The sequence below is a fragment of the Sorangium sp. So ce375 genome (genome assembly GCF_051473855.1).
Classification (GTDB): domain Bacteria; phylum Myxococcota_A; class Polyangia; order Polyangiales; family Polyangiaceae; genus Sorangium.
The window spans coordinates 6,748,825-6,774,155 of sequence record NZ_CP150335.1; the positions used below are offsets into that span (position 1 = coordinate 6,748,825).

Annotated in this window: 21 protein-coding genes; 8 read left to right on the plus strand and 13 right to left on the minus strand. The window is 68.5% G+C overall.

The genetic code is table 11. The features are described from left to right. Window positions 1-180 precede the first annotated feature (180 nt). The 4 genes from WME90_RS24980 to WME90_RS24995 all read left to right on the plus strand — a co-directional run bounded on the left by WME90_RS24980 (window position 181) and on the right by WME90_RS24995 (window position 2,660). The gene (locus WME90_RS24980) at window positions 181-768 is read left to right on the plus strand and encodes an RNA polymerase sigma factor (RefSeq protein ID WP_437274491.1); all 588 of its coding nucleotides are present in this window, start codon (window positions 181-183) and stop codon (window positions 766-768) included. Next, window positions 765-1,373: a hypothetical protein gene (locus WME90_RS24985; protein WP_437274492.1), complete on the plus strand. Its 609-nt coding sequence runs from the start codon at window positions 765-767 to the stop codon at window positions 1,371-1,373. The genes WME90_RS24980 and WME90_RS24985 overlap by 4 nt, the downstream gene beginning before the upstream one ends. 463 nt (window positions 1,374-1,836) lie before the next feature. Next, complete coding sequence (locus WME90_RS24990; RefSeq protein WP_437274493.1) at window positions 1,837-2,055, plus strand: sigma factor-like helix-turn-helix DNA-binding protein; 219 nt, start codon at window positions 1,837-1,839, stop codon at window positions 2,053-2,055. Window positions 2,056-2,354: 299 nt separating this feature from the next. Further along, entirely contained in the window at window positions 2,355-2,660 is a 306-nt protein-coding gene (locus tag WME90_RS24995) for a hypothetical protein (protein WP_437274494.1), read from the plus strand. Window positions 2,661-2,946: 286 nt separating this feature from the next. Here the strand turns inward: WME90_RS24995 and WME90_RS25000 are convergent, their stop codons facing one another. Further along, window positions 2,947-3,939, minus strand: a complete 993-nt coding sequence (locus WME90_RS25000; protein WP_437274495.1) for a sigma-54 interaction domain-containing protein — start codon at window positions 3,937-3,939, stop codon at window positions 2,947-2,949. A gap of 245 nt (window positions 3,940-4,184) precedes the next feature. Here WME90_RS25000 and WME90_RS25005 point away from each other — a divergent pair, with 245 nt between their 5' ends. Beyond that, entirely contained in the window at window positions 4,185-5,957 is a 1,773-nt protein-coding gene (locus WME90_RS25005) for a phosphoenolpyruvate carboxykinase (GTP) (protein ID WP_437274496.1), read from the plus strand. Window positions 5,958-5,975: 18 nt separating this feature from the next. Beyond that, window positions 5,976-6,716, plus strand: coding sequence for a hypothetical protein (locus WME90_RS25010; protein WP_437274497.1), 741 nt, complete (start codon window positions 5,976-5,978; stop codon window positions 6,714-6,716). Window positions 6,717-6,749: 33 nt separating this feature from the next. Here the strand turns inward: WME90_RS25010 and WME90_RS25015 are convergent, their stop codons facing one another. The 8 genes from WME90_RS25015 to mazG all read right to left on the minus strand — a co-directional run bounded on the left by WME90_RS25015 (window position 6,750) and on the right by mazG (window position 15,909). Then, the gene (locus tag WME90_RS25015) at window positions 6,750-7,502 is read right to left on the minus strand and encodes a 4Fe-4S binding protein (RefSeq protein WP_437274498.1); all 753 of its coding nucleotides are present in this window, start codon (window positions 7,500-7,502) and stop codon (window positions 6,750-6,752) included. Next, entirely contained in the window at window positions 7,499-8,971 is a 1,473-nt protein-coding gene (locus WME90_RS25020) for a hydrogenase (RefSeq protein ID WP_437274499.1), read from the minus strand. Before WME90_RS25020 ends, WME90_RS25015 begins: the two co-directional genes overlap by 4 nt. Next, window positions 8,968-10,404, minus strand: coding sequence for a proton-conducting transporter transmembrane domain-containing protein (locus tag WME90_RS25025; RefSeq protein WP_437274500.1), 1,437 nt, complete (start codon window positions 10,402-10,404; stop codon window positions 8,968-8,970). The genes WME90_RS25020 and WME90_RS25025 overlap by 4 nt, the downstream gene beginning before the upstream one ends. After that, a complete protein-coding gene (locus WME90_RS25030) occupies window positions 10,401-11,033 on the minus strand; it encodes a hypothetical protein (RefSeq protein WP_437274501.1) in 633 nt (210 codons plus the stop codon). The genes WME90_RS25025 and WME90_RS25030 overlap by 4 nt, the downstream gene beginning before the upstream one ends. Then, entirely contained in the window at window positions 11,030-11,953 is a 924-nt protein-coding gene (locus WME90_RS25035; RefSeq protein ID WP_437274502.1) for a respiratory chain complex I subunit 1 family protein, read from the minus strand. The genes WME90_RS25030 and WME90_RS25035 overlap by 4 nt, the downstream gene beginning before the upstream one ends. Next, entirely contained in the window at window positions 11,950-13,926 is a 1,977-nt protein-coding gene (locus tag WME90_RS25040; RefSeq protein WP_437274503.1) for a proton-conducting transporter transmembrane domain-containing protein, read from the minus strand. The genes WME90_RS25035 and WME90_RS25040 overlap by 4 nt, the downstream gene beginning before the upstream one ends. Window positions 13,927-14,005: 79 nt before the next feature. Beyond that, window positions 14,006-14,401, minus strand: a complete 396-nt coding sequence (locus tag WME90_RS25045) for a hypothetical protein (protein ID WP_437274504.1) — start codon at window positions 14,399-14,401, stop codon at window positions 14,006-14,008. A gap of 653 nt (window positions 14,402-15,054) precedes the next feature. Further along, window positions 15,055-15,909, minus strand: a complete 855-nt coding sequence (mazG, locus tag WME90_RS25050) for a nucleoside triphosphate pyrophosphohydrolase (protein WP_437274505.1) — start codon at window positions 15,907-15,909, stop codon at window positions 15,055-15,057. 254 nt (window positions 15,910-16,163) lie between these two features. Between mazG and WME90_RS25055 the strand changes: the two genes are divergently transcribed. Continuing rightward, window positions 16,164-17,330, plus strand: coding sequence for a hypothetical protein (locus WME90_RS25055; RefSeq protein ID WP_437274506.1), 1,167 nt, complete (start codon window positions 16,164-16,166; stop codon window positions 17,328-17,330). Window positions 17,331-17,657: 327 nt separating this feature from the next. Here WME90_RS25055 and WME90_RS25060 read toward each other — a convergent pair whose 3' ends face one another. From WME90_RS25060 to WME90_RS25070, 3 genes are all read right to left on the minus strand, one after another. Continuing rightward, complete coding sequence (locus WME90_RS25060) at window positions 17,658-18,578, minus strand: transposase (RefSeq protein WP_437274507.1); 921 nt, start codon at window positions 18,576-18,578, stop codon at window positions 17,658-17,660. 396 nt (window positions 18,579-18,974) lie between these two features. Continuing rightward, window positions 18,975-20,204: a cytochrome P450 gene (locus WME90_RS25065; protein WP_437274508.1), complete on the minus strand. Its 1,230-nt coding sequence runs from the start codon at window positions 20,202-20,204 to the stop codon at window positions 18,975-18,977. A 763-nt stretch (window positions 20,205-20,967) separates the two neighbouring features. Further along, entirely contained in the window at window positions 20,968-22,266 is a 1,299-nt protein-coding gene (locus WME90_RS25070; RefSeq protein WP_437274509.1) for a flavin-dependent oxidoreductase, read from the minus strand. A 101-nt stretch (window positions 22,267-22,367) separates the two neighbouring features. Here WME90_RS25070 and WME90_RS25075 point away from each other — a divergent pair, with 101 nt between their 5' ends. Further along, the gene (locus WME90_RS25075) at window positions 22,368-23,927 is read left to right on the plus strand and encodes a ferritin-like domain-containing protein (RefSeq protein ID WP_437274510.1); all 1,560 of its coding nucleotides are present in this window, start codon (window positions 22,368-22,370) and stop codon (window positions 23,925-23,927) included. Here WME90_RS25075 and WME90_RS25080 read toward each other — a convergent pair. Next, entirely contained in the window at window positions 23,888-25,315 is a 1,428-nt protein-coding gene (locus tag WME90_RS25080) for a hypothetical protein (RefSeq protein ID WP_437274511.1), read from the minus strand. The genes WME90_RS25075 and WME90_RS25080 overlap by 40 nt on opposite strands. Window positions 25,316-25,331: the final 16 nt, after the last annotated feature.

The following is a 25,331-nucleotide window of genomic DNA, read 5'->3' on the forward strand; positions in this document are numbered from 1 at the left end:
TCGTGCGGTCACCAGGAACCTCCGCTCGGATCCGTTCCGTCTAGGGGTCCGATGTACGGTTCTCCTTTGTTCGGGGTGACGTCGCTCGCCCCGCCGTGGCGCGAGCAGGGGGCGCTACCCCGCCGTCCATTCCACGCTAGAGTTCCGGGCCTCGACGCTCTAAATGCTCGAACGGCCCTCATGACCGAATCGCGACCCCCCCTCGGCGAATCGCGCGCGGAGTTCGAGTCGGCCGTCCGTCCGGTGCTCCCGCGGCTCTACCGCTTCTGCGTCTCGCTCTGCGGCGCGCGAGACCAGGCGGACGATTTGTTCCAGAACGCGCTGCTCAAGGCATACCTGCACGCGGCGTCCTTCGAGGGACGCTCCGACCTCGGCGTCTGGCTCTGCGGGATCGCCCGGCACGAGTACTTGGAGGCCTACCGGACCGAGGCGCGGCGCCGCGGCCTGCTCGATCGGCTCGTCGAGGTGTGCACCGACGCGCTCGGGATCCTTCCTCGCGCCGAGGTCTCGAGCCCGGAGGCGGCCGCGATCTTGAGCCAGGACACCGGGGTGCTCCTAGCGTGCCTCCAGGAGCTGCCGGAGGAGTTTCGCACCGTGGTGGTACTCTGCGACATCGAGGAGGTTGGATATGACAACGTGGCCGAGCTCCTCGGGATCCCCAAGGGGACGGTGAAGAGCCGCCACGCCCGAGGGCGCGCGCGGCTGCGCGATGCCTACGAGCGTCTGGCGGCGCCACGCGTCGTCGCGGCGCGGGAGGGTTCGACGTGAGCGAGCGCGACGACGATCTGCCTCCGATTCCGCGGGATCTAGAGGCGAGCGTGCGGGCGCTGCGCTCGATGGACCCCTCCGATGCGCTCGTCGAGCGCGCGCTGAACAAGCTCCCCGAGCGACCGGAGCGCCCAGCGGCGGCTTCCGGCTCGGGGTCGCAGCGGGCGCGCGACCGCTGGGGGTGGAGGGTGTTCATCGCAGCCCCGGTGCTCGCCGCGCTGGCGGCCGCCGTCTTCGTGGCGGGCGACTGGGGTGCGCGCGCTCCGGCGATCGAGCGAGCCGAGGAGCGTGCCGTCGCCTTGCCTACCGAAGGGCATGCGTGGATGCTCCTCGATCTGTGGACCCACCGCCACGCGGACGAGCCGGCGGTGGTCCAGATCGAGGTGCCGGAGCACGTGCGCGTGCGGTTGCCTGATGGCGCAGGTGGATCGCTGGAGCAGCACTGCCGGCAAGAGCGCTGCTCGCACAGGCTGACGCGCTATCACGGAGACGCGCCGCTCAGCGTGGCTGTCGCCCAGCCGGGCCGATATGAGATCGACGTCCGTCACGAGTCGAACGAGGCGCGCGTGCGCGAGCGCTTCATTCTGATAGCGGCACGCGATTGAGCCCATCGAGACGTGTTGCCGCACCCCGCGCGAGACGACGCGCCCGCTCGGCGTGTGAAGGAGCACGAGCGCGCCGAACGCCGCCGGAGAGAGCACGGTAAGCGCGGCGAGATCCTCTTCGAGGGGTGCTCCTCGCGGGCGCTCGACGAGCAAGCAGAGCGTCTCCACGACGTTCCGGAGCTCGCGCGCGTCGCCAGGCCAGTCGTATCGGCTCGAACACCACGTCAGGGCGTCGTTTTCGCTCTCGCACGCGAGAAATATTGAGCGATCCGGTCGCAACCTGAAAGCCCGACGACGAAACCGGCTCCGGCGCTCCACGTCGCCCCTCGAGCGGCGAAATTCCTCGGCTGCTTGGCTTGGAAATGCCGAGAAAGCACGCCGCTTCGAGCGCTCCTGGCGCGGTTCACGGCCAGCCCTTGTTCCGGCACGGATTCTGCTCTGGCGGAGCGGGGAACCGGAGAAGGTGCTCCTGGCGTGCCTGCAGGAGTTGCCGGAGGAACTTCGCACCGTGGTCGTGCCATGCGACATTGAGGAAGCCGGTTATGGTAATTTGGCCGAGCTCCTCGGGATCCCCAAGGGGACGGTGAAGAGCCGCCACGCCCGCGGGCGCGCGCGGCTGCGCGATGCCTACGAGCGTCTGGCGGCTCCACGCGTCGTCGCAGAGCGGGAGGGTTCGACGTGAGCGAGCCCGACCACGATCTGCCTTCGATTCCGCAGGATCTCGAGGCGAGCGTGCGGGCACTGCGCTCGATGAACCCTTCGGATGCGCTCGTCGAACGCGCGCTGAGCAAGCTCCCCGAGCGGTCGGAGCGTCCGGCGGCGACAAGCAGCGCGCGGTCGCAGCGGGCGAGCCGCCCTTGGGGGTGGAAGGCCTTGCTCGCAGCCCCAGCGCTCGCGGCGTTGGCGGCCGCCGTCTTCGTGACGGGCGACAGAGGCGCGAAATCTCCAGCGATCGAGCGCTTGGAGGAGCGTGCCATCGCCTTGCCTGAGAAAGGGGACGCGTGGATGCACCTCGATCTGTGGACCCACCGCCACGCGGACGAGCCGGTGGTAGTTCACCTCGAGGTGCCCGAGCACGTGCGCGTGCGGCTACCTGACGGCAAAGGTGGATCGCTGGAGCACCACTGCCAGCAGCAGCGCTGCTCGCACTGGCTGACGCGCTACCGCGGCGACGCGCCGCTCAGCGTGACCGTCGCCCGGCCGGGTCGCTATGAGATCCACGTTCGTCACGAGTCGAACGAGGCGCGCGTACGCGAGCGCTTCGTGCTGACCGCGGTACGCGACTGAGCCCAGCGAGACGGGCACCTCGGGCGCGGCCGCCTCCACGCCGGTGTCTACCTCAACCTGTTTATTTCAACCTGGGTCGGGTCAGCCCCAACCTGGGTCGGGTCAGCCAACCGTCAGCCCAACCTGGGTCGGGTCCGGTCAGCGCCGCCTGACGATGCCTCGCTCACACGTAGTCCGGCCGGTGAACGCATACTCCTCTTCAAGGGGTGCTCCTCGCGGGCGCTCGACCGCTTCCGGGGTGAGCCTTCCAGGTTGGTAAGAGGCGCCTTGCGGAAGGTGCTCCGGTTCACCTCTTCGCCGCCCTGTGCTCTCCACGAACAGGCCGACTTGGCACCCGCACGCGCCCTGCTGCGACGTAGCGTTGCACCGTCCTCAGGCTGATCCGAAGTCGCGCCGCCGCCTTGATCTTGTCGCCCCCGTCGCGCTCCAGCGCCGCCTCGACGATCTGCTGGATGAGCGATTCCAACCCGTCGTCGAGGTCGAGCGCGAGCGAGGTGCTGGCGCGCGACACGCCCGCGGCGGCTTCTTCGGGCGCGACCTGCGCGCGGACGCTCTCGGGCAGATCGGCCACGCGCACCTGCCGCCCATCCCGGAGCAAGCAGAGCGTCTCCACGACGTTCCGGAGCTCGCGCACGTTACCAGGCCAGTCGTAACGGAGCAGCAGCGCCTTGGCCTGCCGGCTGAACCTCGGCGGACGAACCCCGTGTCGCGCCGAGTGCTGCGCGGTGAACTGATTCAGCAAGGGCGCGATGTCAGCGCGTCGCTCCCGCAGAGCGGGGACATTGAGCGTGATGCCCTGGATTCGATAGAACAGGTCGGCGCGAAAGCGACCCGCGCGCACCTCCTGATCGAGGGGTCGCAGCGTGGCAAACATCAACCGGACATCCGCCTCGATCTTCGTCGCGCCGCCGACGCGCATGTACCTGCGGTTTTCGAGGAATCGCAGGAGCTTCGCCTGCATCGGCATCGGCATCTCACCGATCTCATCGAGCAAGAGCGTACCCCGCTCGGCCGCCTCGACTTTGCCCTTCGCTCGCTCGCTCGCCCCGGTGAACGCGCCGCGCTCGTGACCGAAGAGCTCGCTTTCAAAGAGCGCGTCCGGGATGGCCGCGCAATTGATGGGCACGAACGGCCCCCGCCGACGCTCCGAAAGCTCGTGCGCGCGCCTCGCCAGCACCTCCTTGCCGGAGCCGCTCTCGCCGATCAGCGTCAGGGTGACCTCCTTCGCGGCGACGGCGCGAAGGATCTGGTCCGCCTTCTTCATGGCGTGGGAGCGCATGATCGGCTCGAACACCACGTCAGGTAGTCGTTTTCGCTCTCGCACGCGAGAAATAGTGAGCGATCCGGTCGCAAACTGCAAGCACGACGACGAAACCGGCCCTGGCGACCCACGTCGCCCCTCGACTGGCGAAATTCATCGGCTGCTTGGCTTGGAAATGCCGAGAAAGCACGCCGCTTTGAGCGCTCCTGGCGCGGCTCACGGCCAGCCCGTGCTCCGGCACGGATTCTGCTGTGGCGGAGAGGATGATCGAAGCTCCCACGACGAACCGCGCGCTCCGCGCCTGGGTCCAGGCGATCGCCGAACACACGCGACCCGCACGTATCCGCTGGTGCGACGGCAGCGACGAGGAGCGGGCCACCCTCGAGCGCGACATGGCGCTCTCCGGTTCGTTCATCGAGCTGGATCCGAAGACCCACCCTCGTTCATTCCTGCATCGATCGGATCCGACGGACGTCGCGAGGACAGAGCACCTCACCTTCATCTCGACGCCACGACAGGAGGACGCGGGGCCCACGAACCACTGGATGAGCCGAGAGGACGCGCAGACGCGCATATGGTCGCTCTTCGCAGGCGCGATGAAGGACCGGACGATGTACGTGGTGCCGTACCTGATGGGCCCCGCGGGGTCGCCCTTCAGCCGGGTCGGGGTCGAGCTTACCGACAGCCCGTACGTCGCTCTCAATCTCCGGATCATGACGCGCATGGGCCGCGCGGCGCTCCGTCACCTCGGCGCTGCGGAGGGCTTCGTTCGTGGCATCCACAGCCTTGGGGACCTCTCCCCGGACAGGCGCTTCGTCGTCCATTTTCCCGAGACCCTCGAGATCTGGAGCATCGGCTCGGGGTATGGCGGCAATGCATTGCTCAGCAAGAAGTGCCACGCGCTGCGCATCGCGAGCGCGCAAGCGCGCGCGGAAGGCTGGCTCGCCGAGCACATGCTCATCCTCGGCTTGACGAGCCCCGAGGGGCGCACGCACTACCTCACGGCTGCCTTCCCGAGCGCGTGCGGCAAGACCAACCTGGCGATGCTCGTCCCCTCGCTCCCGGGGTGGAAGGTCGAGACAGTTGGTGATGATATTTGCTGGATGCACCCTGGCAGCGACGGACGGCTCTGGGCCATCAACCCGGAGAACGGCATGTTCGGAGTCGCACCAGGGACCAGCCCCAAGACAAACCCGAACGCGATGCGGTCGCTCACGCACGATGTGATCTTCACGAACGTCGCGCTGCGCGCGGGCCGTCGCGTATGGTGGGAGGGGATGTCCCAGCTCGACGAGCATGAGGTCATCGAGGACTGGCGCGGCGCGAAGTGGGCGAAAGGCTCCGCGACGTCTCCTGCCGCGCATCCAAACTCGCGCTTCACCGTCCCGCTGCGGCAGTGTCCCAGCGCGACAGGCTCCTTCGATCTCGCCACGGGGGTGCCGATCTCGGCCATCCTCTTTGGGGGGCGCCGCTCGAAGGTCGCCCCTCTCGTCTACGAAGCGCGGAGCTTTCGTCACGGCGTCTACGTCGGTGCGACCATGGCGAGCGAGACGACCGCCGCGGCGACCGGCTCTGTCGGCGTCCTCAGAAACGATCCCATGGCGATGCTCCCCTTCTGCGGGTACAATATGGGCGATTACTTTGCGCACTGGATGGCCGTCGGGAAGAGGCTCAGCCGTCCGCCGAAGATCTTTCACGTCAACTGGTTCCGGACGGGGGACGACGGGCGCGTCCTGTGGCCCGGGTTCGGCGACAATATCCGCGTCCTCAAGTGGATCCTCGAGCGTGTCGACGGCACGGCGACCGCGCGCGAGTCTGCAATCGGCCTCCTTCCGCATGAACGAGAAATGGATCTGACCGGGATGGACCTCTCGAAAGACGACCTCTTCCAGCTGCTTGCGGTCGACAGCGGCGCGTGGTTGAGCGAAGCCGACGGTGTCCTCGAGTTCCTTCGCAAGTTCGCGGATCGGCTCCCCGCGGGGCTGCTGGTCGAGCACCGATCGCTCGTCAAGCGACTGCACGATTCGCTGCATTGAGCTGAGCCAGGAGAACTCGTGGAAAACCATACAAAATCTTCGGCGGCGAGCGTCTGCCGCGATAGAATCGGTTCCACCGCAGATGGCCGCGCTGCCGGACCACCGGCAGGTGCCGTAGCGGAAGCGCTGCGAGCGGGCCGCAGCCCCAGAAATCGCGACTTCGACCGCTTCCTTCCTGATGACCTGCGCGTCGTCTCCGCTCACTTCTGGACGCCGATCGAGGTCGCTGTTCGCGCGGCCCAGTGGCTGGACGAGCTCGACGTTCGCACCGTCGTCGATATCGGGTCGGGCGCCGGCAAGTTCTGCGTGGCGGCGGCGCTGGCGGGACGCAGCCACTTCACGGGGATCGAGCAGCGATCTCGGCTCGTCGTGGCGGCCCGCAGCCTCGCGCGGGTCTTCGAGATCGAGGACCGAGCTTGTTTCGTCGAAGCCGCCCTGGGGAGAGCGAGGGTTCCTCGCGCGGACGCCTACTACTTCTTCAACCCGTTCGGCGAGAATCTCTTCGGGCGAGAAGACCATCTCGATGAAGACGTCGAGCTGGGCGTCGATCGGTACCAGCGCGACACCGCGGCCGCCGAAGAGCTCCTGGACGAGGCGCCGCTCGGGACCTATCTCCTGACGTACAACGGATTCGGCGGGCGGGTACCGGACAGCTATGACGAAGTCCGCGTCGATCGGGAGCTCCCGAACGTCCTGCGGATGTGGCGAAAGGCGCGCCTCGTGGCTGCCGGTCCTGGTCTACGTCCGGAGGAGCTCTGATCGCCGGGGCGACGCGTGATGCACCGCTGCGCATCACGCGATCCCGAGCAGATCGAGTATCGCGTTCACGAAGGTGAGCGGGTGCGGCGGACATCCAGGGACGTAGAGTGAAGGGCCAACGCTCTGCAGGAAGCTCCGGTCGACGCCCGCGGCGCCGTCGTAGAGGCCCCCGGAGATGGCGCAGGCCCCCACGGCGACGATGAACCGCGGCTCGGGCATCGCATCCCAGGCCAGCCGAACCGCCTCCTTCATGTTGCGCGTGAGCGGACCTGTCAGGACGAGCGCATCCGCGTGCCGCGGAGACGCCACCCACTCGATCCCGAACCGCTGCACGTCGAAGTTGACGTTGGTGACGGCGTTCAGCTCGAGCTCACAGGCGTTGCAGCCGCCGGCCGAGACCTGGCGCATCTTCAGGGACCGCCCGAACAACTTCGAGAATGCCGCGGAGGCGCGGACCCGCACGATCTCCGCTTCGCCCTCTCGAACCGTGAGATCCGAGGGCTCGTTCCCGCCCATCCTGGGCTCCGGCGTGAACTCGATCTTCCTCTCGGGACAGACCTCCGCGCAGGCGTCGCAGAAGACGCAGCGGCCCAGATCGAGCGCCACCGGAGCCAGCCGGATGGCCTGGGTCGGGCACGCGTCGCGGCACGCGCTGCAATCGGCCGCGCAGGGGTCGCGACGGATCGTCGGGCGACCGCGAAACCCGGTTGGCACTGCCTTGCGGAGATCCGCGATAGCCTGCGTGCCCTGGGAGGCGCGTACACGGAGCGACAAAAACATGCTCATAGATCGTTCCCGCAGTAGGAGAGGTCGAAGCTCTTGTTGCAGATCGGGAAGTCCGAGATCTCGTTGCCGCGCACCGCGAGGGCGAGCCCCATCCAGTTGCGGAGCGATGGATCCTGGACTTTGTAGTGGACCACCTCGCCGTGCGCGCCGGTTTCGATGCAGTGGACGACCTCTCCCCGGAAGCCCTCCACGAGCGAAATGGCAAGCTCGTTCGGCGCGAGCTCGCCGATCGATAGCCGCGGATGCTCCCAGTTCGGGTAAAGCGCGACAACGGTCGATATCCATGACAGGGACGCTTCGATCTCCGCGATGCGGATACGCGCACGTGCCCAGCAGTCGCCGTCCGGCAAGACGGCGGGCTGGATGGGCACCACGCTGTACGCCCCCTGCTCCATGAGGTGGCGCGCGTCGAGCTCGATCCCCGAGGCGCGCGCGGCCAGTCCGACGAGCCCGAGCTCCCGCGCTTGCGCGGTCGTCAACATCCCCGTGGAACGCAGGCGGTGCTGAACCGTTCGTGCCATGAGGAAGCAATCGTTGATGATCGGCAGATCTGCTTGAAGCAGGTCGAGGTTCGCGCGAATGTCACGCAGCGTCGCCGGCGGCAGCCGCATCCGGACTCCGCCGGGACGCAGCGCTCCTTTGCCGAAGCGGCTGCCACACAGCCGCATCATCGTGTTGATCGCCGTGGTTCGGAGTCGGCCGTACGTCGTCGCTCCCTGCAGGAACCCGACGTCCGCCGCCATCCCGGCGAGCCCCGAGAGGTGCATCGCGACCCGCTCGAGCTCGAGAGCGACCGCCCTGGCGAGCTCGATGTCGATGTCCAGCCGGCATCCCGCGAGGCTCTCGAGAGCGGAACAGTGCGCCCATGCGTGAGCGACGCTGGTATCTCCCGCGATGGTCTCGATGAGCGGGGTCAGGCTCCGCGGGTCGCGCTCGAGAAGCCGACGTTCGACGCCGCGGTGCTGATAACCGAGGTGGATCTCCAGGTGATGCACCTGCTCCCCGAGGCACATGAAGCGGAATGAGCCGGGCTCGATCACCCCGGCGTGGATGGGGCCGACAGCGACCTCGTGCACCTCCTTCCCTTCGATCTTGTAGAACGGGTGCGAGCTCATCGCCGATTGCTCCTGCCCCTCGTAGCGGATCGGCTTGAGCCATGGATGCGCGGCGATCCGCACGCCGGTCTGCTCGTGGAGCTCGCGCTCGAAGCAGTGAAGCGCGGCGTGCTCTGTCGTCATCTCGTGGTACCCGCGCTCCGCGGCCACCTCGGTCCGCGAGACGCGCAGGGAACGGTCTGGCGCCTGAAGGACCGCCGTCATCGCGACACGGTCGACGTCGCGCCTGCCATACAGCGTGATCACACGCATGCCCGCGCGGAGCTGCTCCAAGAGCTCGTCGCGCCACCGTCCCGGCTCGAGCCTGGGGATGGCGCCGACGGCGACCTGGTGGGCGGTCATCGATGCCTTCATGGCCCCTCCAAGGATACAGCGACCTGTGCGAGCAGCGAGTTGAGGGGCGGCGGGATGTGGACGCCTAGCACGACCAGCGCGACGAGGAACCCGAGCTTGGGCAGAGCGACCGGCAGCGTCTGCCGAGGCCAGGTGCGCTGCCTCGTGGGTGCACCCCAGATCATCGGAAACACCGCTCGTCCCGTCGCCACGAACGTCATCGTGATCAGCACGCAGAAGGCGGCGAAGACGAGCATCTGCCCCGAGCCGATGAGGGCAGACAGGATCAGAAGCTCCCCGAGAAAGCTGCCGAACGGGGGAAAGCCGAGCAGAGCGAAGGTGCCGACCATCAAGAACACACCGCTGTACGGGAGGTCCTCGATGAGGCCCGATATCGCGCGCGTGTCCTTGGTGTGATAGTGAGACTTGATCGTGCCCGCGGTGAGGAAGAGGATCGCCTTGATGAAAGCGTTGCTCAGGACGTAGAGCAGGAGTCCGTAGGACGCCGACTTGCCGACGCCGAGGCCGATCGCGATCACCCCGGCATGGTTGATCGACGCATAAGCGATGAGGCGCTTCAGGTTGCGAGTCGCGATGATGCCGACCGTCGACACGACCACCGAGACGATGCCCATCGTGAGGAGCTCGCCCGCCAAGAGCGCCGCATGGGTCGGTCGAATTATCTGAACGACGCGGAAGAGCGCGACGAGGACGCAGTTGAACTGGACGGCGCCGAGGAGCGCCGCGACGGCGGGCGGGGCTTCGTCGTAGGCCTCCGGAAGCCAGCTGTACATCGGCGCGAGGCCGAGCTTGGTGCCCAGTCCGAGGAGCGCCAGCGCGGCCCCGAGCTTCGTCCAGTGGTTCACCGGGATCGCGGAGGGCTCGAGGAGGCGATCGAGGAAGAACGTCGGAGCCTGGCCGCTGGATTCGAGCCCGCGCCCCAGGCAGATGAGGCCGACGAGGAGCACGCCGAGCCCGACGGACGAAAAGAGCAAATAGCGCCATGACGCTCGATAGGACGCGGGTATGCCGGGTCGCACGATGAGGGGCGCGGCCGCGAGGGAGGTCGCCTCGAGCGCGATCCAGAGCAACACCAGGTGATTCGCGAGCAGCACCGTGTTGGCTGCGGCCAGGAACAACAGCGCCAGCCACACGAACCGCGCGATGTCCTGGCGGAGCGCCGGGGTCGTGTGCACCCGATGCATCACGTAAAGGGAGATGCCGAGGAAGATCGAGTCCACGACGGCGATGAAGAGCCGTGAAGTCGCGTCCATGCGAAAGAACCCGCCGAGAAGACCCGGGACGTCGGGGGGCATCGCGGCGCCCATGATCGCGAGGGCGGTCGTGATCGCAGAGGCGCCAACAAGGACCAGCGTGGCTCGTTCGCGGGCGGCGCGTGCGAGGAGCGCCGCGGATGCCAGCGCTGGAAGAAGGACGAGGGCGATCGAGCTCATAACGTGGGCCCCTCCACGGGGCTCTCGGGCTGCGCGACGGTGCTCGCTCCGAGCATCTTGAGATACCAGCGACAGAGCGCGATCGTCACCGCGAAGACGGCGACCTGACCGAGCTGAATGGCGAGCATGCCGTGCTCGTGCGCACCGCCGAGTTCGAACAGAGCGATCGCGTTCTCGATGCGAAGAACACCCACCATCTGGCTGAACGGACCGGATTGTGTCGACAGCACCAGGAAGCCGAGCAGCACCCCAGCCGCGGCCACCGCGACGAGTGTCCGCTGTCCTCCGTGCTCGGGGACGAGTGATTCGGAGAAGTTGAAGGCGAGGAGGACGATGCCGAGGGCGATCGTCCAAGAGAGCAGGTTCGGCGAGATGACGTCGTTGCGCCTCGGCGCGTTCTGCGACCGAAGCACGCGGTAGAGCGCGATCGGCGCGGCGAGCCCGCGAAGGAGGACCAGATCGCCCAGGGTGACCCAGTCGCTCAGGGTGTCGAGCTCCGGATTCAGGCGGTAGGCCACCCACGCCATCAAGAACCCTTGACAGGACAGGCCGAGCAGGCTCGTCCGCCACGTCGCGACGAACAGCGGGATGAGCAGCACGCCGAGCAGCGTATTCAGGAGAGGGCTCATTCGGGCCCCCCCACCCGCCACACGGTCGCGAGGAGCGCGACGGCGCCAGCGGCGAGCGCAATGACGATGTACTGGGGAACCGAGCGGAGCTTCAGCCGGGCTACCAGGGATTCGATCGTGCCAATCACGACGCCGGCCGTGAGGGTCAAGGCGAGGTTCGCGGCGGCGCAGGCCGCGCCGCCGGAGCCCGCCCACGGGTTGAGGAGCGTCGCGACGATGGACGCGCCGACGAAGAGCTTGATCGCGGAGCCGAGGTGGATGCACGCGAGATCGGGGCCGCTGTGGTCGAGGATCATGACCTCGTGCACCATCGTCAGCTCGAGGTGGGTCGTCGGGTCGTCGACGGGCATGCGCGCCGTCTCGACCTGAATCACGATGAGCAGCGCCACGACCGCGGCGCCCCAGACGAACGCGGATGCGCCGGCGTGGAGGTGCGGCGCCAGCGCCTCGTGCAGGGTGCGTCGGCCCCCGACGAAGCTCAGCGCGCCGGTGACGAGGAACAGCGCCGGCTCGAGGAGCGACGAGAACACGGCCTCCCTCGCTGCGCCCATCCCCTCGAAGGAGCTCCCCGTATCGAGCGCGGCGACCATGATGGCGACGCGGCCGAGCCCCCACACGTACGCGAACCACACGAAGTCGAGCTGGAACGACGCGAGGGGCGTCGAACCGAGGAGAGGCGCGATGACGGCGGAGCCCACCGCGGTCGCGAGGAACACGTACGGCGCGACGCGGAACAGCGGCGTTGACGTCGTGCTGTAGACAGACGATTTTTGAAGGAGTCGTCTCACGTCATAGGCGAGCTGAAGGACCGGCGGTCCCTTGCGTCCGGACCACAGCGACTTCACGCGGTTGATGACGCCGGTGAGGACGAACGGCATGACGACGAGCGCGGCGACGTTCGCGAGGCGGGTGAGCATCATCGGCCGAACCCTCCGATGACAATCGCTCCGATGATGACGAGCGCGACGAACCCCGCGGAGAACGCGAAGCGCGGCTGTTCTGGGATGCGGTCGAAGGCTTGAGCGATGAAGCTCTCTCCGCGCCCCAGCACCTCGAACATGCGTCGCTCGACGGCGTCGACATGATGTGTTGAGAGATGGCCGGGCTGCTGGGGGAACGGCCCCTCGGGCAGCCGCTCCCTTCGGAGCGACGGCAAGAACGATGCGAAGATACGCGTGAACTGCTCGGAGAATGAGCTCCCCGTGTACTGCATGCGAGAGGAGGTGGCGGTGTATCCGCACCCCCATGTGACGCTCCGCCGCGCCGCTAGACCTCGACGCCAGCCGATCACGCCGGCGACGAGCAGGGCGCCGGCGAGCGCGCGGCTCGCCCAGGCGAGCGGGGTGAGCAGGGCTGGCAGCGTGCTCGCGCTGGACTCGATGGGGAAGAGCCTCAGCGCGCCGCCTATCGCTGCGATGCCGAGGTCTGGCGCTACGCCGATGGCGACCACGAACGCGGCGTGAATCACCATGGGCCAGAGCATCGAACCCGGCGCGTCCTCGCCGACGTGGAGCCCTGGCTCCCGAGGCACGCCGAGGAAGGTGAGCCCGAAGGCCCTCGTCATCGACAGCGCGCTCACGGCGCCGACGAAGGCCAGCGCCGCCGCCGCTGCGATGGTCACGACGCTGCCTTGACTGGAAGGCGCGCGCCCAGCGAGGAGCCCGGCGTAGATCAGGAACTCGCTGACGAAGCCGTTGAGCGGTGGGAGCGCAGAGATGGCCAGGCATCCGAGGAGGAAGAGGATGGATGTCCGCGGAAGGCGCTTCGCGAGCCCGCCGAGCCGCTCGAGATCGACGGTGTGCGCAGCGCGGTAGATCGCTCCGGCGGCGTAGAACAGGAGGCATTTGAACAGCGCGTGATTCAGGATGTGCAGGAGGCCGCCGCCGAAGCCACACAGCGTCAGCGAAGGGACGCCCCAGGTCCATCCCAGGTATCCGATCCCGAAGCCCATCGCTGCGATGCCGACGTTCTCGGTCGACGAGTACCCGAGCAGGCGCTTCAGATCACGTTCGGCTGACGTGGAGAGGACGCCGAAGAACGCGGAGAGCACGCCGAAGCCGAGCACGCTCCACCCCATCCACTCGTCGGGTCGTCCCATGAGCAGGGTGAAGCGGAGAAAGGCAAAGAGACCGGCCTTGTGAATCACGCCGGACATGAGCGCTGAGACGTGCGCCGGCGCCGCGGCGTGGGCGCGGGGAAGCCATGTGTGAAACGGAAAGAACGCGGATTTCAGCGCGAACGACACCCCGAGGAGCAGGAAGAGCGTCCCCCGCGTCGGGTCCTGGCTCGACAGGAATTTGCCGAACACGGCGAAGTCCATGGAGTCGGTCCTGCTGTGGAGCAGCATGAACGCAGCGACGAGGACGAAGAGCCCGACATGGGTTGAAATGAGATAGTTGAAGGCGGCAAAGCGGATCTTCTGGTTGCGGTACTCCCAGATGACGAGCAGCCACGCCGCGAGGGCGGCGACCTCCCATCCCAGCAAGAACACGAGGGCGTTCTGCACCGAGTAGATCAGCACGAACGACAGGGCGACCATGTTCAAGAGAGCGAAGTGTGGGCCGCCGTTCCTACCTCGATTGAAGTAGGGGCGAAGGTATCCGACGGCGTAGATCGTGCCGAGCAGCGTCATCGGAAGGGACCACGCGAGGAAGAACGCTCCGAGCGCGTCGACGCGAAACGTCATGCTGTCGATGGGCGTCGGCCAGCGCCACACGACCTCCAGAGCCTCGCCGCCTCGAAGGATGGGAGCGACGCTCGCGAGCACGAGCGCGGCGGCGATCGCCTGCGAAGCGATCGCGGCCGCGCTTCGCGCGCGGTTCGAGCGCAGGCCCAGCGAGAGCGCCGCGCCGACGAGCAGCACGGGCACGCTGAGGAGCAGAGATCCCGTCACCTTGCTGTCCTCCCGCGACGTCGGGTGGCGCGTCGCGCGGCGCCAGCAGGAGATGAATTCCGGCGGATCATTGAAGCAGTCATATGAACTCCGAATGAGCGTGCGCACGAAGAGCGTCGAGGATGGTCCAGCCAAACGCCGGCTTCGGCAGCACCATGGGTGGCAAGGAGTGGCCGTCTGGTCCCAGCGCGGAGCGAAAGGACTGTGGTGTTCCCGTCACGAGGAGGATGAGGAGCTTCGGTCGCGCGCTCCGCAGCGACGTGATGAACGTCACGATATCCCCGGCGTCGAAGTCGTCGGGAAACAGGACCAGGGCGGTCGTCGCGGGCGCCATCCTGTTCGCGCCGTTCAATGTCCTTGTGCCGTTCGACGCAACCCCGGCCTGGCTGAAGTAGGCATGGAGCGCGTCGATCGTCTCGGGGTTGTCCGCGACGACGGCAACGTGGAGCAACCTGGCGGAGGAGCGGTTTGCCATGGCTGCCCGGGCGTAAAGCAAGCCGTGGGCCGCCTCGTGAAAGGCGCAAGAACCTTGAGGACGCGCCTGTCGGGATGGGAGAGGTGACGGCCCTTTGGAGAACGTCGGCACAAAACGACAGATTGACGCGGTAAATATCAACTTCATGCGTGAATTTCGTCATGAGGTGGCCGCATTTGATGCGATGGCGTCTACCTGACCGCTCCGAACGCCAGCCAGCGGAGGCATCGTAACGTCGGTCTCTATGCCGTCGGCGCGCCGCTCGCCCGGGGTTGGCCGCTTGCTACGCCGTCGGCGCGCCGGCTCGTCCGGGGTTGGCCGCTTGCTACGCCGTCGGAGTGTCGGCTCGTCCGGGGTTGGCCGCTTGCTACGCCGTCGGAGCGCCGGCTCGTCCGGGATTGGCCGCTTGCTGAGAGCGTCCGATCCAAGGGTGCTGCTTCGGCCTCATCTCGCTCCTCCGGGCAGAACGCGGCAGCGATCCGCTCCGCTGGCCCGACTGCGGCGTCGCCGCCGTCGCTACGCCGACCTCCGCGGCCGTCCGTGGGGAGCCGGCTGTGCTTAAGCCACAAGTGGCAGGTGGCCGCATAGGTGACGCCGGATGCTGCCGGCGTCTCCCCGGCGCGCATCTCGCCGAGGCCGTCCGCGCGCCGCGGTCAGGTCCGCTGCTCGCCGCGCTTGGCCTCGTCCCAGTAGCCGTCGAGCTCCTCCAGCGTGAGCGTGTCGTGCGACGCCTTGGCGGGCCAGCCCCCGTGCCGCTCGATGACCCGCCGCTCGACGTGCTCGAAACGCCGGGTGAACTTGTCGATCGTCCGGCGCAGGGCCCCCTCCGCGTCGACGCCGGCGTGGCGCGCCAGGTTCCCGAGCGCGAAGAGCACGTCGCCGAGCTCTTCCTCGATCGCAGCGGGATCGCCGCCCTCGAAGGCCCGATCGAGCTCTCCGAGCTCCTCGTCCACCTTCGCGCGCGAGCCCCGCGCGTCTGGCCAGTCGAAGCCCACGCGCGCGACCTTCTCGCCCACCCGCTGAGCGCGGGTCAGCGCCGGCAGGCTGCGGGGAACGCCGCCGAGCACGCCGCGGTCCTTGCCCTGCCTGGCTCGCTCGGCCGCCTTGATTCGCTCCCAGTTCTGGAGCACCTCGTCGGCGTTCTCCGCGCTCTCATCCGCGAACACGTGGGGGTGGCGCCGCACGAGCTTCTCGCAGATCGCTGCGATCACATCGTCCGGGCCGAACGCCCCCTCGGCCCGGGCAAGCTCGGCCTGGAACACGACCTGGAGCAAGAGATCACCGAGCTCGGCGCACAGCTCCTTGCGGTCGCCGCCGTCGATGGCGTCGATGACCTCGCAGGCCTCCTCGAGCACGTAGCGCCTCAGCGTGGCGAAGCTCTGCTCGCGATCCCACGGACAGCCGTCCGGTGCGAGGAGCCGCTGCATCAGCTCGACCATGCGCGGAAACGTACGACCGGACTGCTCACGGAGCGGCGGTGCTTCCACGGGCTCGAAGGGGCGAGGCATGCAGTGCTACTAGCGCAAACCGCCCCCGCTGCGGAAGCAGAGGAAGAGGTGCAGGAGGGCGCTATCGTGGAGCGTCATCCTGGCTTTCCAGGCCGTGACATGAGAAAAGTACAGTGGGCATCGAGGTTCCGGTAACGAGGACGACGATGAAGAGGGCAGGCTATGTGGTGCTGTTCACGATCGCCGGCTGCTCCCAGGGGGTGTGTCGCAGCATCGGGAGCGCGCCGGGCGCGACGCCGAGCCCGGGCGCTGCCGTGGAGGAGCCGGTGACAGCGCCCCAGATCGACAGCGGCGAGCAGGAGGTGCTGAACGAGGAGATCGCCCCATTGCGCAAGGGTGGGCGCAACCTCATCGCGGAGCCGCCGGACGCCGCGGAAGAGGTGACGTACGCCGCGTGGATCGCGGCAGCCGGGCTCGCCGCGCAGGCCAGGCAGCCGCCGCCGGCCGCCCCACCGGGGTTCGCGCTGCGGGCCGTCCGCGGGCGCGACCTATGGGTGCTGTCCGAGGACGGTACGCGTCGCCGCGGGGCGGCTGTGGTCGTGCTGCGCGTAGGGGCGGCCGTGCCGCTGATCGTAGAGGCGCCGCATACGTTCTTCGATCAGGGGACGCTGCCCATCGCGCTGGCCATCTTCGATGCGCAACGGGCGCGCGCGCTGATCGTGAACACGTCGCACCGGTACGGCGGGCGTCCCAACCCAGGCAGCGCCAACGGGGACGACGAGGGCACGGACGGGCGCCCCAACCCGGGTGCCGGGCGCCACAATCCGGGTGAGGCTGGCGGGGGTGGGCGTCTCAACCCGGGTGAGGTCGGGAGCGGGGGCGGGCGCAACCCGGGTAACACCGCTCGCGACGACGAGAGCAAGGAAGGAGCAGGTGACGAGGGCGGCAGCGATGAAGCTGTCGGCCGCCACACCACGAAGGACGACGCCCAGGGTATCGGCGGGGGCGCTCGTGGGGACAACCGCGCCGCCCGCGAGCGGCTGATTGCGTCGCTCGCCTTCGCAGACGTAGCGCACGCCGAGCGCTCGTTCTTCCTGTCAGTGCACCGGGCGCTGCTCCAGAGCTTCCCCGGCACGCCCGCCGTTCAGTTGCACGGCTTTCAAGACAGCTCGGCTCCAGACGCCGCCGTCATCGCCAGTGCGGTGGGGCATGGCGCCGCGCTGGAGCGGCTGCTCGCCCCTCTGCGAGCGATCGTCAGCGTCGGGAAGGTCCTCGCCTACCCCACGGACATCGACAGGCTCGGCGGCGCTACGAACGTCCAAGGGCGCTGGTCGCGCCAGATGGGCGCGCCGTTCTACCACGTTGAGCTGTCGCGAACGCTCCGGGACAAGCTGGTCGAGGATACGGATTTCCGGCGCCGCTTCGCAGCGGCCTTCGCGGGGCTCGCAGCCAGAACAAGTCGGATGCACGACCCGGATTGACCGCAACGGCATCTCCCTCAACAACCCGACTCAACGGATGTCACGCATGCGTTCCGCATGGCGTTCCGAGCCGGATTGTTCCAGCCATTGAATTTTCCCGCCAAAGTATTCAACAACCTTCTATTGGCCGAGCGCAATCGACGTATCCTCGGGGCCGACCAATCGGAACTCGACACGGCATAGCTGGTTCATACGGGTGCGCACTGCGCCCATGAACGCTCCACCCGCCGGCTCCGGCGTCTCAAGACGGACGTCCCCCACGACACGGCAACGGTGCGTCGAAACCACCGCCTCTCCCGCATCGCTGTGAAGAGCGCCACGCGATATCTACACCGTTCGCCCGAAGTCAGTCACGCTGGCGCGGTGGAACGTGCGCATCCACCACGTCCCCGCCGGGAATACCACACTGCGTATCCCGGCGCACCACAGTTCGAGCGCCACGCGGTACGATGCGCGAAACGCCCGAACAGCGGCGCCGGCGATTCGCCATGCATCGCCTTGTTGACGGCCGACTGCAAAGGTCGGATTGCGATCGCGCAGCGCCTCGAAGCTTGTGACGCGCTCGTACGGGGAGATCTTGTTTACTCGCTCAGCGCCGAGAAAGCGGCGCCCTTGCTGGTGAAGCGCCGCATGGGCCTGCACTTCCTGCGCCTCGAGCTCGGCGGCGACCTCATCACGAAAGTCATCGACGCTGTCCTGGCCGACCGCCGGAGGCAGCGCGAGCGGCAGTGTCGCCTCCTCGGGCCATTGTGGATTTTCAGGGTCGAGATACGCGACAGGACGCGCCGCTCGCAGCACGCCGCACCCGAGCTCTCCCACATCGACTTTCGCTCCAGGCCACTCACGCGCATGCCGGACGAGGCCAGCGGCCACAGGGTTCGCGAGCACGTAGGCGATCTTCTCCACCACGGCAGCGCGGGTCAGGAGGCGCACCACGCTCGTGGCTCCGTGGTCCCATACTGGTCCTTCCCACGCACGGAGCACCTTGGTGCCAAGCGCGACAATGCGATGAAAGAACTGCAAGAAACGCGGCAGGACCCCATTCACGTCCGTCACGACCAGGTGCAGATGAGTTGACATCGCGCAGAACGCATGCACCTTGATGGCGAAGCGACGGGCAGAGACCGCGAGGGCGTAGACCAAGAGCTGGGTGATGGCCGCATCAGGGCGTAAGAGCAGGTGCCGACGCAATACGCGACGGGTGATCATATAGGTAGCACCGGGAGCGATCTCGCGGGGGTGGCTCATGGCCCACCACATCAGCAAACGCTGTGCCGTCGGACGTAGTGAATCATTTCAAGCACTTGCCACATCCCCAAAAGGGTGGCCGCCATGGTCCCCGCCGTCTGGAAGGCGGCATCTATCCCAACCCACCTCAACCTGGGTCGGGTCGTAACCTGGGGTCGGGCCGCAATCAACCCGCCTCAAACTGGGTCGGGTCGCAACCAGAACATGGGTCGGGCCCAATCAGGGTCGGCTCCCCAGGGTCGGGTCGGCTCAGGTGGCGGCCGCCATGCCTCCCGCCATCTCCGCCATCTCGCGCCGAGCCTGGATCGGGCCGCGGGTCAACCTGGGTCGGGTGCGGGTGGGGGGTGCTGCGGGCCGCAACCTGGGTCGGGTCGTGCCCGGTCGCGGTGGCCGAAATTACACGAGCAACGCCGGGATCCGGTCGGGTCCGAAGGCAGCCGCGCCGCGCGGCGCCGTCGAGAACATCGGCCGCAGCATCGGATCGGCCCGCAGCGCCGGGAAGCGTTCGAGCAGGAGCGACACTCCGATCCTCGCCTCCATCCGCGCGAGCGGCGCCCCGACGCAGTAGTGCGGGCCACCGCCGAAGTTCAGCAACCCCACGGGCCGTCGATGGATGTCGAAGATCTCCGGGCGCGGGTAGATCTCCTCGTCATAATGGCGAGCAATGAGGGACAAATAGAGGATCGTCCCCGCGGCCAGCGTCTCCCCGCCGATCGTCGCCTCACGCTCGACGAACCGCACGATGCCCGCTGCGCTGTTGCACCAGCGGGCCGCCTCCTCGATGGCCTGTGGCAGGAGCGAAGGCTGCTGGCGCAGCTGGTCCATCGCGTCGGGGTGGGCGAGCAGCGCCACGAGCAGATTGGCGAGCATCCAACTGGTCGTCTCGTAGCTGCCGAGGATCAACGTGAGCACGACCCCCTCGCACGCCTCCACACCGCCCAGCCCCTCCGCGACGAGCGCCCGCGCGATCTCGCCGAGCAGCGTATCGCTCGGATGTGCCACCTCGCGCTCCGCGATCTCCCGGAGCTGCGCCTCCATCACGGCGTGGGCGCTCCGCCCCTCGGCCATGACGACGGGATCCTGCGGCATCACCACGCTGCGGATCATCTTGCGAATCAGCACGTCATTCTCGGCGATCCGCTCCTCCGGGAGCCCGAAGAGGGCGCTCGTCACGCCCATGGGCATCAACATCGCAAATTCGTCGAAAAGATCCGCCCGCTCCTTCCTCGCGAGCCGTTCCACGACCCTGCGCGCCACGGGGGTCACGATCGTCTCCTCGTAGCGGCTGATCACGCGTGGGGAGAGGACCGCGTTGAAGAGCCGCCGCATGCGCGTGTGCGACTCACCGTCGAGCGTCACGAGCGCCCCTTTCATGATCCCGTTGTCGTAGGCCCGGGTGCTGAACGTCTCGCTGTCCCGCAGCACCGCGGCCACGTCGGCACCGCGGAGCACGACCGCCACGCCGAGTCCCTCGTCGAAGTAGACGGAATGCTCCCGCGCCGCAGCGGCGAGATGGGCCCCGAACGCCGACGGATTCTCCGAGGTGAAAGAGAAGAGACTTTTACGAGGCAACATACATAAATCTTGGTATTCCATTTTCAAGCGTGGATCAAGCCGTTTTGCCATGATCCCGACTGAACATGGGTGAGGAAGAGCAGATGTCGCGGACGCTTGTCCGACATTGGCTCGGAGTGCGGGTTTGTAGGTGGGAGCCCCATCCCGGTCGCGCCCGCACCGTGATTGTGTCGCTGTCGGGCACAGGCCCGATGATCTGCGTTCGATCGACGGTGGTGCCCATCGTCCTGCGCACGCCGGCGAGCGGCGCCTTCATGGCGCCCAAGCAGACGATGACGCGTCGCTGATGAGCTAAAATCCGTCCATAGTGGTTCGTCGCGGCCCCGGCGACGAAGGTCGGCTCGACTCGGGATGTCTGCTCACTCGGGATGAAGGCGGCCGATATCACGAACCGAGGGCGCCATTACCCGACCATGGCAGCGGAGCTCACCGGGCGCGTCGCTGGTCGCGGAGAGGATGGATCGATTCCACCACCTATCTCCGGAAAGCGGCCGAAGAGGCCAGCCATCGCGAGCGCGTCCGCCACGGACGGCAGCCAGGCCCCGTGGACCGAGCCAGGAACACCGTCGCGCCCCGTGCGCAGCTCCACCCCCCGCCGATGGCAGGAGGACAAGAAAGAGCGCCCATTCGGCGGTGGCGGGAACAGCCAGGGGCGCTCTGGCTGCATCTTTAGCTTTAGCGGGAGGCGGGCCAAGGATGACCTTGCCTGGTCCCGGGTACTTTCCCTACAGCGGCCGGTACACCTCTCGGTTGTGGAATCATCGCTATGCAGCGCTGAGCGCGGAGCGGGCGGCCCGTTGGGGGACTGCGCCGCTCAACTGGAGCCGCTCTTCTCTCCCGACGCCTCCCGCCCTCCGCCGACGCTCCACGATGGCCGGGCGTTCAGCTCCTCAACGTCGGTTCCAATCATTTTCGTGTAGCTGCGATCCATCTCCCCCAGCTCTTCGCTGCTCAGAACGTCCTCGATCCGGGCGAAGCCCGCCGGCGCTCGCTGCTCCACCATCGCGAGGACCCGGTCGGCGCCCATCGCACGGTTCGCGAGGACGAGGGCGCTCGTTGGCGGGCGGCGCGCTGCTTCATAGGCGGCCAGCCCCCGCTCGACGGCGCTCGTCTGGGCGAGGTGCCAGGCCAGCACGCGAGCATCGATGATCGCCTGGGAGGCCCCGTTGGAGCCAACAGGGTACATGGGGTGCGCAGCGTCGCCGAGCAGGGTGACCCGGCCAGCACCCCACGACGGCAGCGGGTCGCGATCGATCATGGGATACTCGAAGACGACGGGCGCCGCGGCGATGAGCGCCGGAACGTCGAGCCAGGAGAAGCGCCACGCCGCGAAATGGGGCAGCACGTCCTCGTGGCGGCCTTGCCGGTTCCAGCTCCCCGGGGCGACCGCCGCCCCCTCGTGCAGCCGCACCTCTGCCACCCAGTTGATCGCGGCCCGACCGCAGAGCTCCGCGCGGCGGGAGATCGGGTAGGCGACGAACTTGGCGGCCAGGTTGCTGCCGGCCATGATCATGCTGCGCCCCGTGAGGAATGGCTCGCCCTCGGCGACACCGCGCCACATGTGAATCCCGTTCCACCTGGGCGGCCCTTCCGCGGGGTGGAGCTGCGCGCGAACGACGGAGTGGATGCCGTCGGCCCCGACGAGCACGTCCGCAAAGACCACGTCGCGCGCGCCGGTCCGCCGATCCCGCACCGCGACCCGCACATCGGACGCCGTCTGCTCGAACCCCTCCACGGCAAGCCCGACGCGCACGCTGGAGGCCCCCAGCCGCTGCTGCACCGCCGCGAGCAACATCGCCTGGAGCTCACCGCGGTGGATCGACACCTGAGGCCAGCGATACCCGGCGGCGATCCCCCGCGGTTGGGCCCAGATCCGACCGCCGAACCGATCGTGGTGCACGACCTCCGCGGTCGGGATCCCCGTCGCCCCCAGCGCGTCAGCGAGGTCGAGCTCCGTCAGCTCTCGCACGGCGTGAGGGAGGATGTTGATGCCGACGCCGAGCGGCCTGATCTCGCGCGCTGCCTCCACGACGCACGCATCGATGCCGGCCGCGTGCAGGCTCAGCGCCGCCGTCAGCCCGCCGATCCCAGCGCCCGCGATCAACACCCGCATCGCGCGACGCTCGCACGGCGCGCCAAACGCGGCAACGAGGCTCGTGACGCCCGCGACCACGGCGCCGAACCCGGGTAAGATCCTAGAAAGAGGGACATACCATGCGATTGCTCGTCTCGATGGATTCTTGGGGTGCGAGGCTGCTCTCGGTCCTCGCTATCGCGCCAGCGCTGAGCTGCGGCGGAGATGTCACGCACGAAGGCACGGGCGGCAGCACCGGCGAAGGCACCTCCGGCCAAGCCAGCTCCGGCACCTCCGGCCAAGCCAGCTCCAGCAGCACAGGAGGCTTGCCACCCGACGGGCTGCCGTTCGCTTGCGACGATCCGGAGCCCATCGTCGTCGCGGGCCAGAACACCGGGTACGTGCGCTGCGCCGGCGGCTGGATCCATCGCGCGGAGATCGTCACCTGTCCCAGCCCGCTCCCGCGTGGCGAGGCCTGCACGGACCCGAGCGGCGCCAAGGGCAACTGCACCACCGACGCCGACTGCACCGAGCGGCCACACGGCTACTGCAACACCGTCACCGGAGGCGACGTGGCGCCTGGGTGCTTCTGCCACTACGGATGCACGACCGACGCCGACTGCGGCGAGGGGCAGATCTGCCTGTGCGGCGATCCGGTCGGGCAGTGCGTGCTCGCGCGGTGCACCAGCGACAAGGGCTGCGGAAGTCTGCTTTGCTCCAGCTACGTCCTGAACCCCGGATGCGGCGGAACCGCCTTTGCGTGCCAGACGCCCGCCGACGAGTGCGCCAGCGACAAGGATTGCCCAGGGGACGAGCAGTGCTCGCTCGAGGCCCTGCGGCACGCTTGCATGGGGCAGAACTGCGCGATCGGCCGGCCGTTCCTCGTGGAAGGCGTCGTGCGCACCGCAGAGCCCGCCACGCGCGACGACTGGCGGGCCGCGGCGCCGGACGCGCCGCCTCGCCGGGAGGAGCTGTCCGCCGAGCAACGGGCGGCCCTCGCCGAGCACTGGACGCGCGCCGCCCTCCTCGAGCACGCGTCGATCGCCGCGTTCGCGCGCTTCACGCTGCAGCTCCTGTCGCTCGGCGCTCCGCCGGAGCTCGTCGGCGCGGCGCAGGCGGCCATGGGCGACGAGGCCGACCACGCGCGCGCCTGCTTCGAGCTGGCCAGCGCGTTCGCCGGCCGCGGCGTCGGCCCCGGGCCGCTCGCCATCGAGGGCGCCCTCCGCGCCGAAGGCGCCCGCGAGATCCTCGTGACGACCCTCCGCGAAGGGTGCATCGGCGAGACCATCGCCGCGATCGAGGCGGCAGAGGCCGCCCTCCACGCGACCGATCCCGCCGTCCGCCGCGCGCTCGAGAAGATCGCCGAGGACGAGACGCGGCACGCCGAGCTGGCCTTCCGGTTCGCGGCCTGGGCCCTCGACCGCGATCCCTCCCTGGCGAGCGCCATCGTCGACGAGCTCGCCGCCGCCTCCTCGGAGCCACCCACCCCGAGCGAGGCAGGCCCCGGCGGGCCGCTGCTCGGCTTCGGCGTGCTCTCGCCCCAGCACCGGCGCGCGATCCGGGAGCGCGCGCTCGCGCTGGTCATCGCGCCCTGCGCGCGCGCGCTGCTCTCGCGCGGCGACAGCATCGAGCGCGGCAGCCCACGCCCTGCGGAGGGCCGTCAGCGCGAGGAGACCGAGAGCTTGGCGACGAACAGCTGACCGTCCTCGGCCTCGACCGGGCAGTTCAGGAGCGCGAAGTCGCCGCCTGAACTGCCCGCGAGGAACACGTCGGTCCCGGAGACCGCCAGCGCCTGGATCCGCTGGAGCGCAGGGCCGCCGAGCGCTCCCAGCCACTCGATCTCGCCGTCCGTGGCCCGGAGCCGCGCGAGGAAGGCGTCTCCCTCGCCGTCCTCGCCGCCGATCTCGGTATCATCGGTCGTCAGCTGCTGCTGGAAGTGCCCGGCCACGACGACCTTTCCGGACGCGTCGACCCCGACGGCCTGCGCCGACTGGGCCCCGCTGCCCCCGAGCTGCTTGGCCCACGTGGCGACGCCGCGCCGGTCGAGGTGCGCAGCGAAGCCGTCCTCTCCGGTGGAGACGAGCTCTCCGGCGAGATCGATCTGCCCCTCGAACGATCCCGTCAGGACGACGCCGTCCTCGTGCATCGCCAGGGCGCTGGCGCGCTGATCGCCGCGAAGAGCGGAGTAGTGGCGATACCAGAGGCCAGCCCCCTCGGCGCTCGCTCCATCGCAGAGCCAGGACACGGGAAACGACGCGAGGAAAGCGTCGATCCCGTCCGACGCTTCACCGCCGGGCGGCAGCGCGCTCTCGAGGCCGGGGAAGCCCACGTTCGCCCGGCCCTCGAAATCGGAGACCACGAAGGCGTGGCCGGAGGACACCCGGAGCTCGCGAGGCCAGTAACGCGCTCCCTCGCGGCCCGCGAAGACGCCGCTGCACGGATCCAAGAGCGTCTGTCCATCGTAGCTGGAGAACCCGATGTCCGCCCCGCCCTGGAGCGACGTCAGGACGAAGACGCGGTCGCCCTCCACCGCAACCGCCTTCGCCTCGTCGAGACCGCCGGATCCGTGCGCCGTGCACGCGGCGACGCCGTCCGGATCGCTCTTGTCGAGCCGCGCCACGAACGCGTCGCCGGCGCCCTCGGGCAGCCCGCAATCCGCGCCGAACGACAGGCTGCCAGTGAAGTCGCCCGCCACGTAGACGCTGGCATCACCCAGCGCGATCGCCGTCGCCTGATGGACGTGTGTCGCGGTGTCGTTCTGCGCGTTCCCGAAGCGCTCGCTCCACTCGTGGTTCCCGTCTCGCGCGAGGTGCGCGACGAAGACGTCCCTGCCGGCGCCTCCCGCCGTGAGCGGCGCGCCGCCGGCGACGGTGAGATCCCCCTTGAAGCCGCCCGCCAGCCACAGGGTGCCGTCTCCGTCGGCCGCGATCCCGCCGAGCGTGGTCTCGGCGTCACCGAAGGACATCACCCACTGGCACGTATAGCCGGGCTCGCTGAACGAGCCGCCCCCGACGCCCTGCTCGTCGATGAGCTGGATGCCGACGAGCTCCGCGCAGCCCGCGCCGCTCACCGCGACGAGGGAGCTCACCAGCCACAGCCGAGCG

What these genes read in the sequence shown, in the direction of transcription:
- WME90_RS25020 (WP_437274499.1), bottom strand. Translation starts at nt 8,971, where the DNA reads ATGAAGGCATCGATGACCGCCCACCAGGTCGCCGTCGGCGCCATCCCC.
- WME90_RS25030 (WP_437274501.1), bottom strand. Translation starts at nt 11,033, where the DNA reads ATGAGCCCTCTCCTGAATACGCTGCTCGGCGTGCTGCTCATCCCGCTG.
- WME90_RS25065 (WP_437274508.1), bottom strand. Translation starts at nt 20,204, where the DNA reads ATGGCAAAACGGCTTGATCCACGCTTGAAAATGGAATACCAAGATTTA.
- WME90_RS25035 (WP_437274502.1), bottom strand. Translation starts at nt 11,953, where the DNA reads ATGATGCTCACCCGCCTCGCGAACGTCGCCGCGCTCGTCGTCATGCCG.
- WME90_RS25015 (WP_437274498.1), bottom strand. Translation starts at nt 7,502, where the DNA reads ATGAGCATGTTTTTGTCGCTCCGTGTACGCGCCTCCCAGGGCACGCAG.
- WME90_RS25025 (WP_437274500.1), bottom strand. Translation starts at nt 10,404, where the DNA reads ATGAGCTCGATCGCCCTCGTCCTTCTTCCAGCGCTGGCATCCGCGGCG.
- WME90_RS25075 (WP_437274510.1), top strand. Translation starts at nt 22,368, where the DNA reads ATGCGATTGCTCGTCTCGATGGATTCTTGGGGTGCGAGGCTGCTCTCG.
- WME90_RS25070 (WP_437274509.1), bottom strand. Translation starts at nt 22,266, where the DNA reads ATGCGGGTGTTGATCGCGGGCGCTGGGATCGGCGGGCTGACGGCGGCG.
- mazG (WP_437274505.1), bottom strand. Translation starts at nt 15,909, where the DNA reads ATGCCTCGCCCCTTCGAGCCCGTGGAAGCACCGCCGCTCCGTGAGCAG.
- WME90_RS25060 (WP_437274507.1), bottom strand. Translation starts at nt 18,578, where the DNA reads ATGAGCCACCCCCGCGAGATCGCTCCCGGTGCTACCTATATGATCACC.
- WME90_RS25045 (WP_437274504.1), bottom strand. Translation starts at nt 14,401, where the DNA reads ATGGCAAACCGCTCCTCCGCCAGGTTGCTCCACGTTGCCGTCGTCGCG.
- WME90_RS25005 (WP_437274496.1), top strand. Translation starts at nt 4,185, where the DNA reads ATGATCGAAGCTCCCACGACGAACCGCGCGCTCCGCGCCTGGGTCCAG.
- WME90_RS25000 (WP_437274495.1), bottom strand. Translation starts at nt 3,939, where the DNA reads ATGCGCTCCCACGCCATGAAGAAGGCGGACCAGATCCTTCGCGCCGTC.
- WME90_RS24980 (WP_437274491.1), top strand. Translation starts at nt 181, where the DNA reads ATGACCGAATCGCGACCCCCCCTCGGCGAATCGCGCGCGGAGTTCGAG.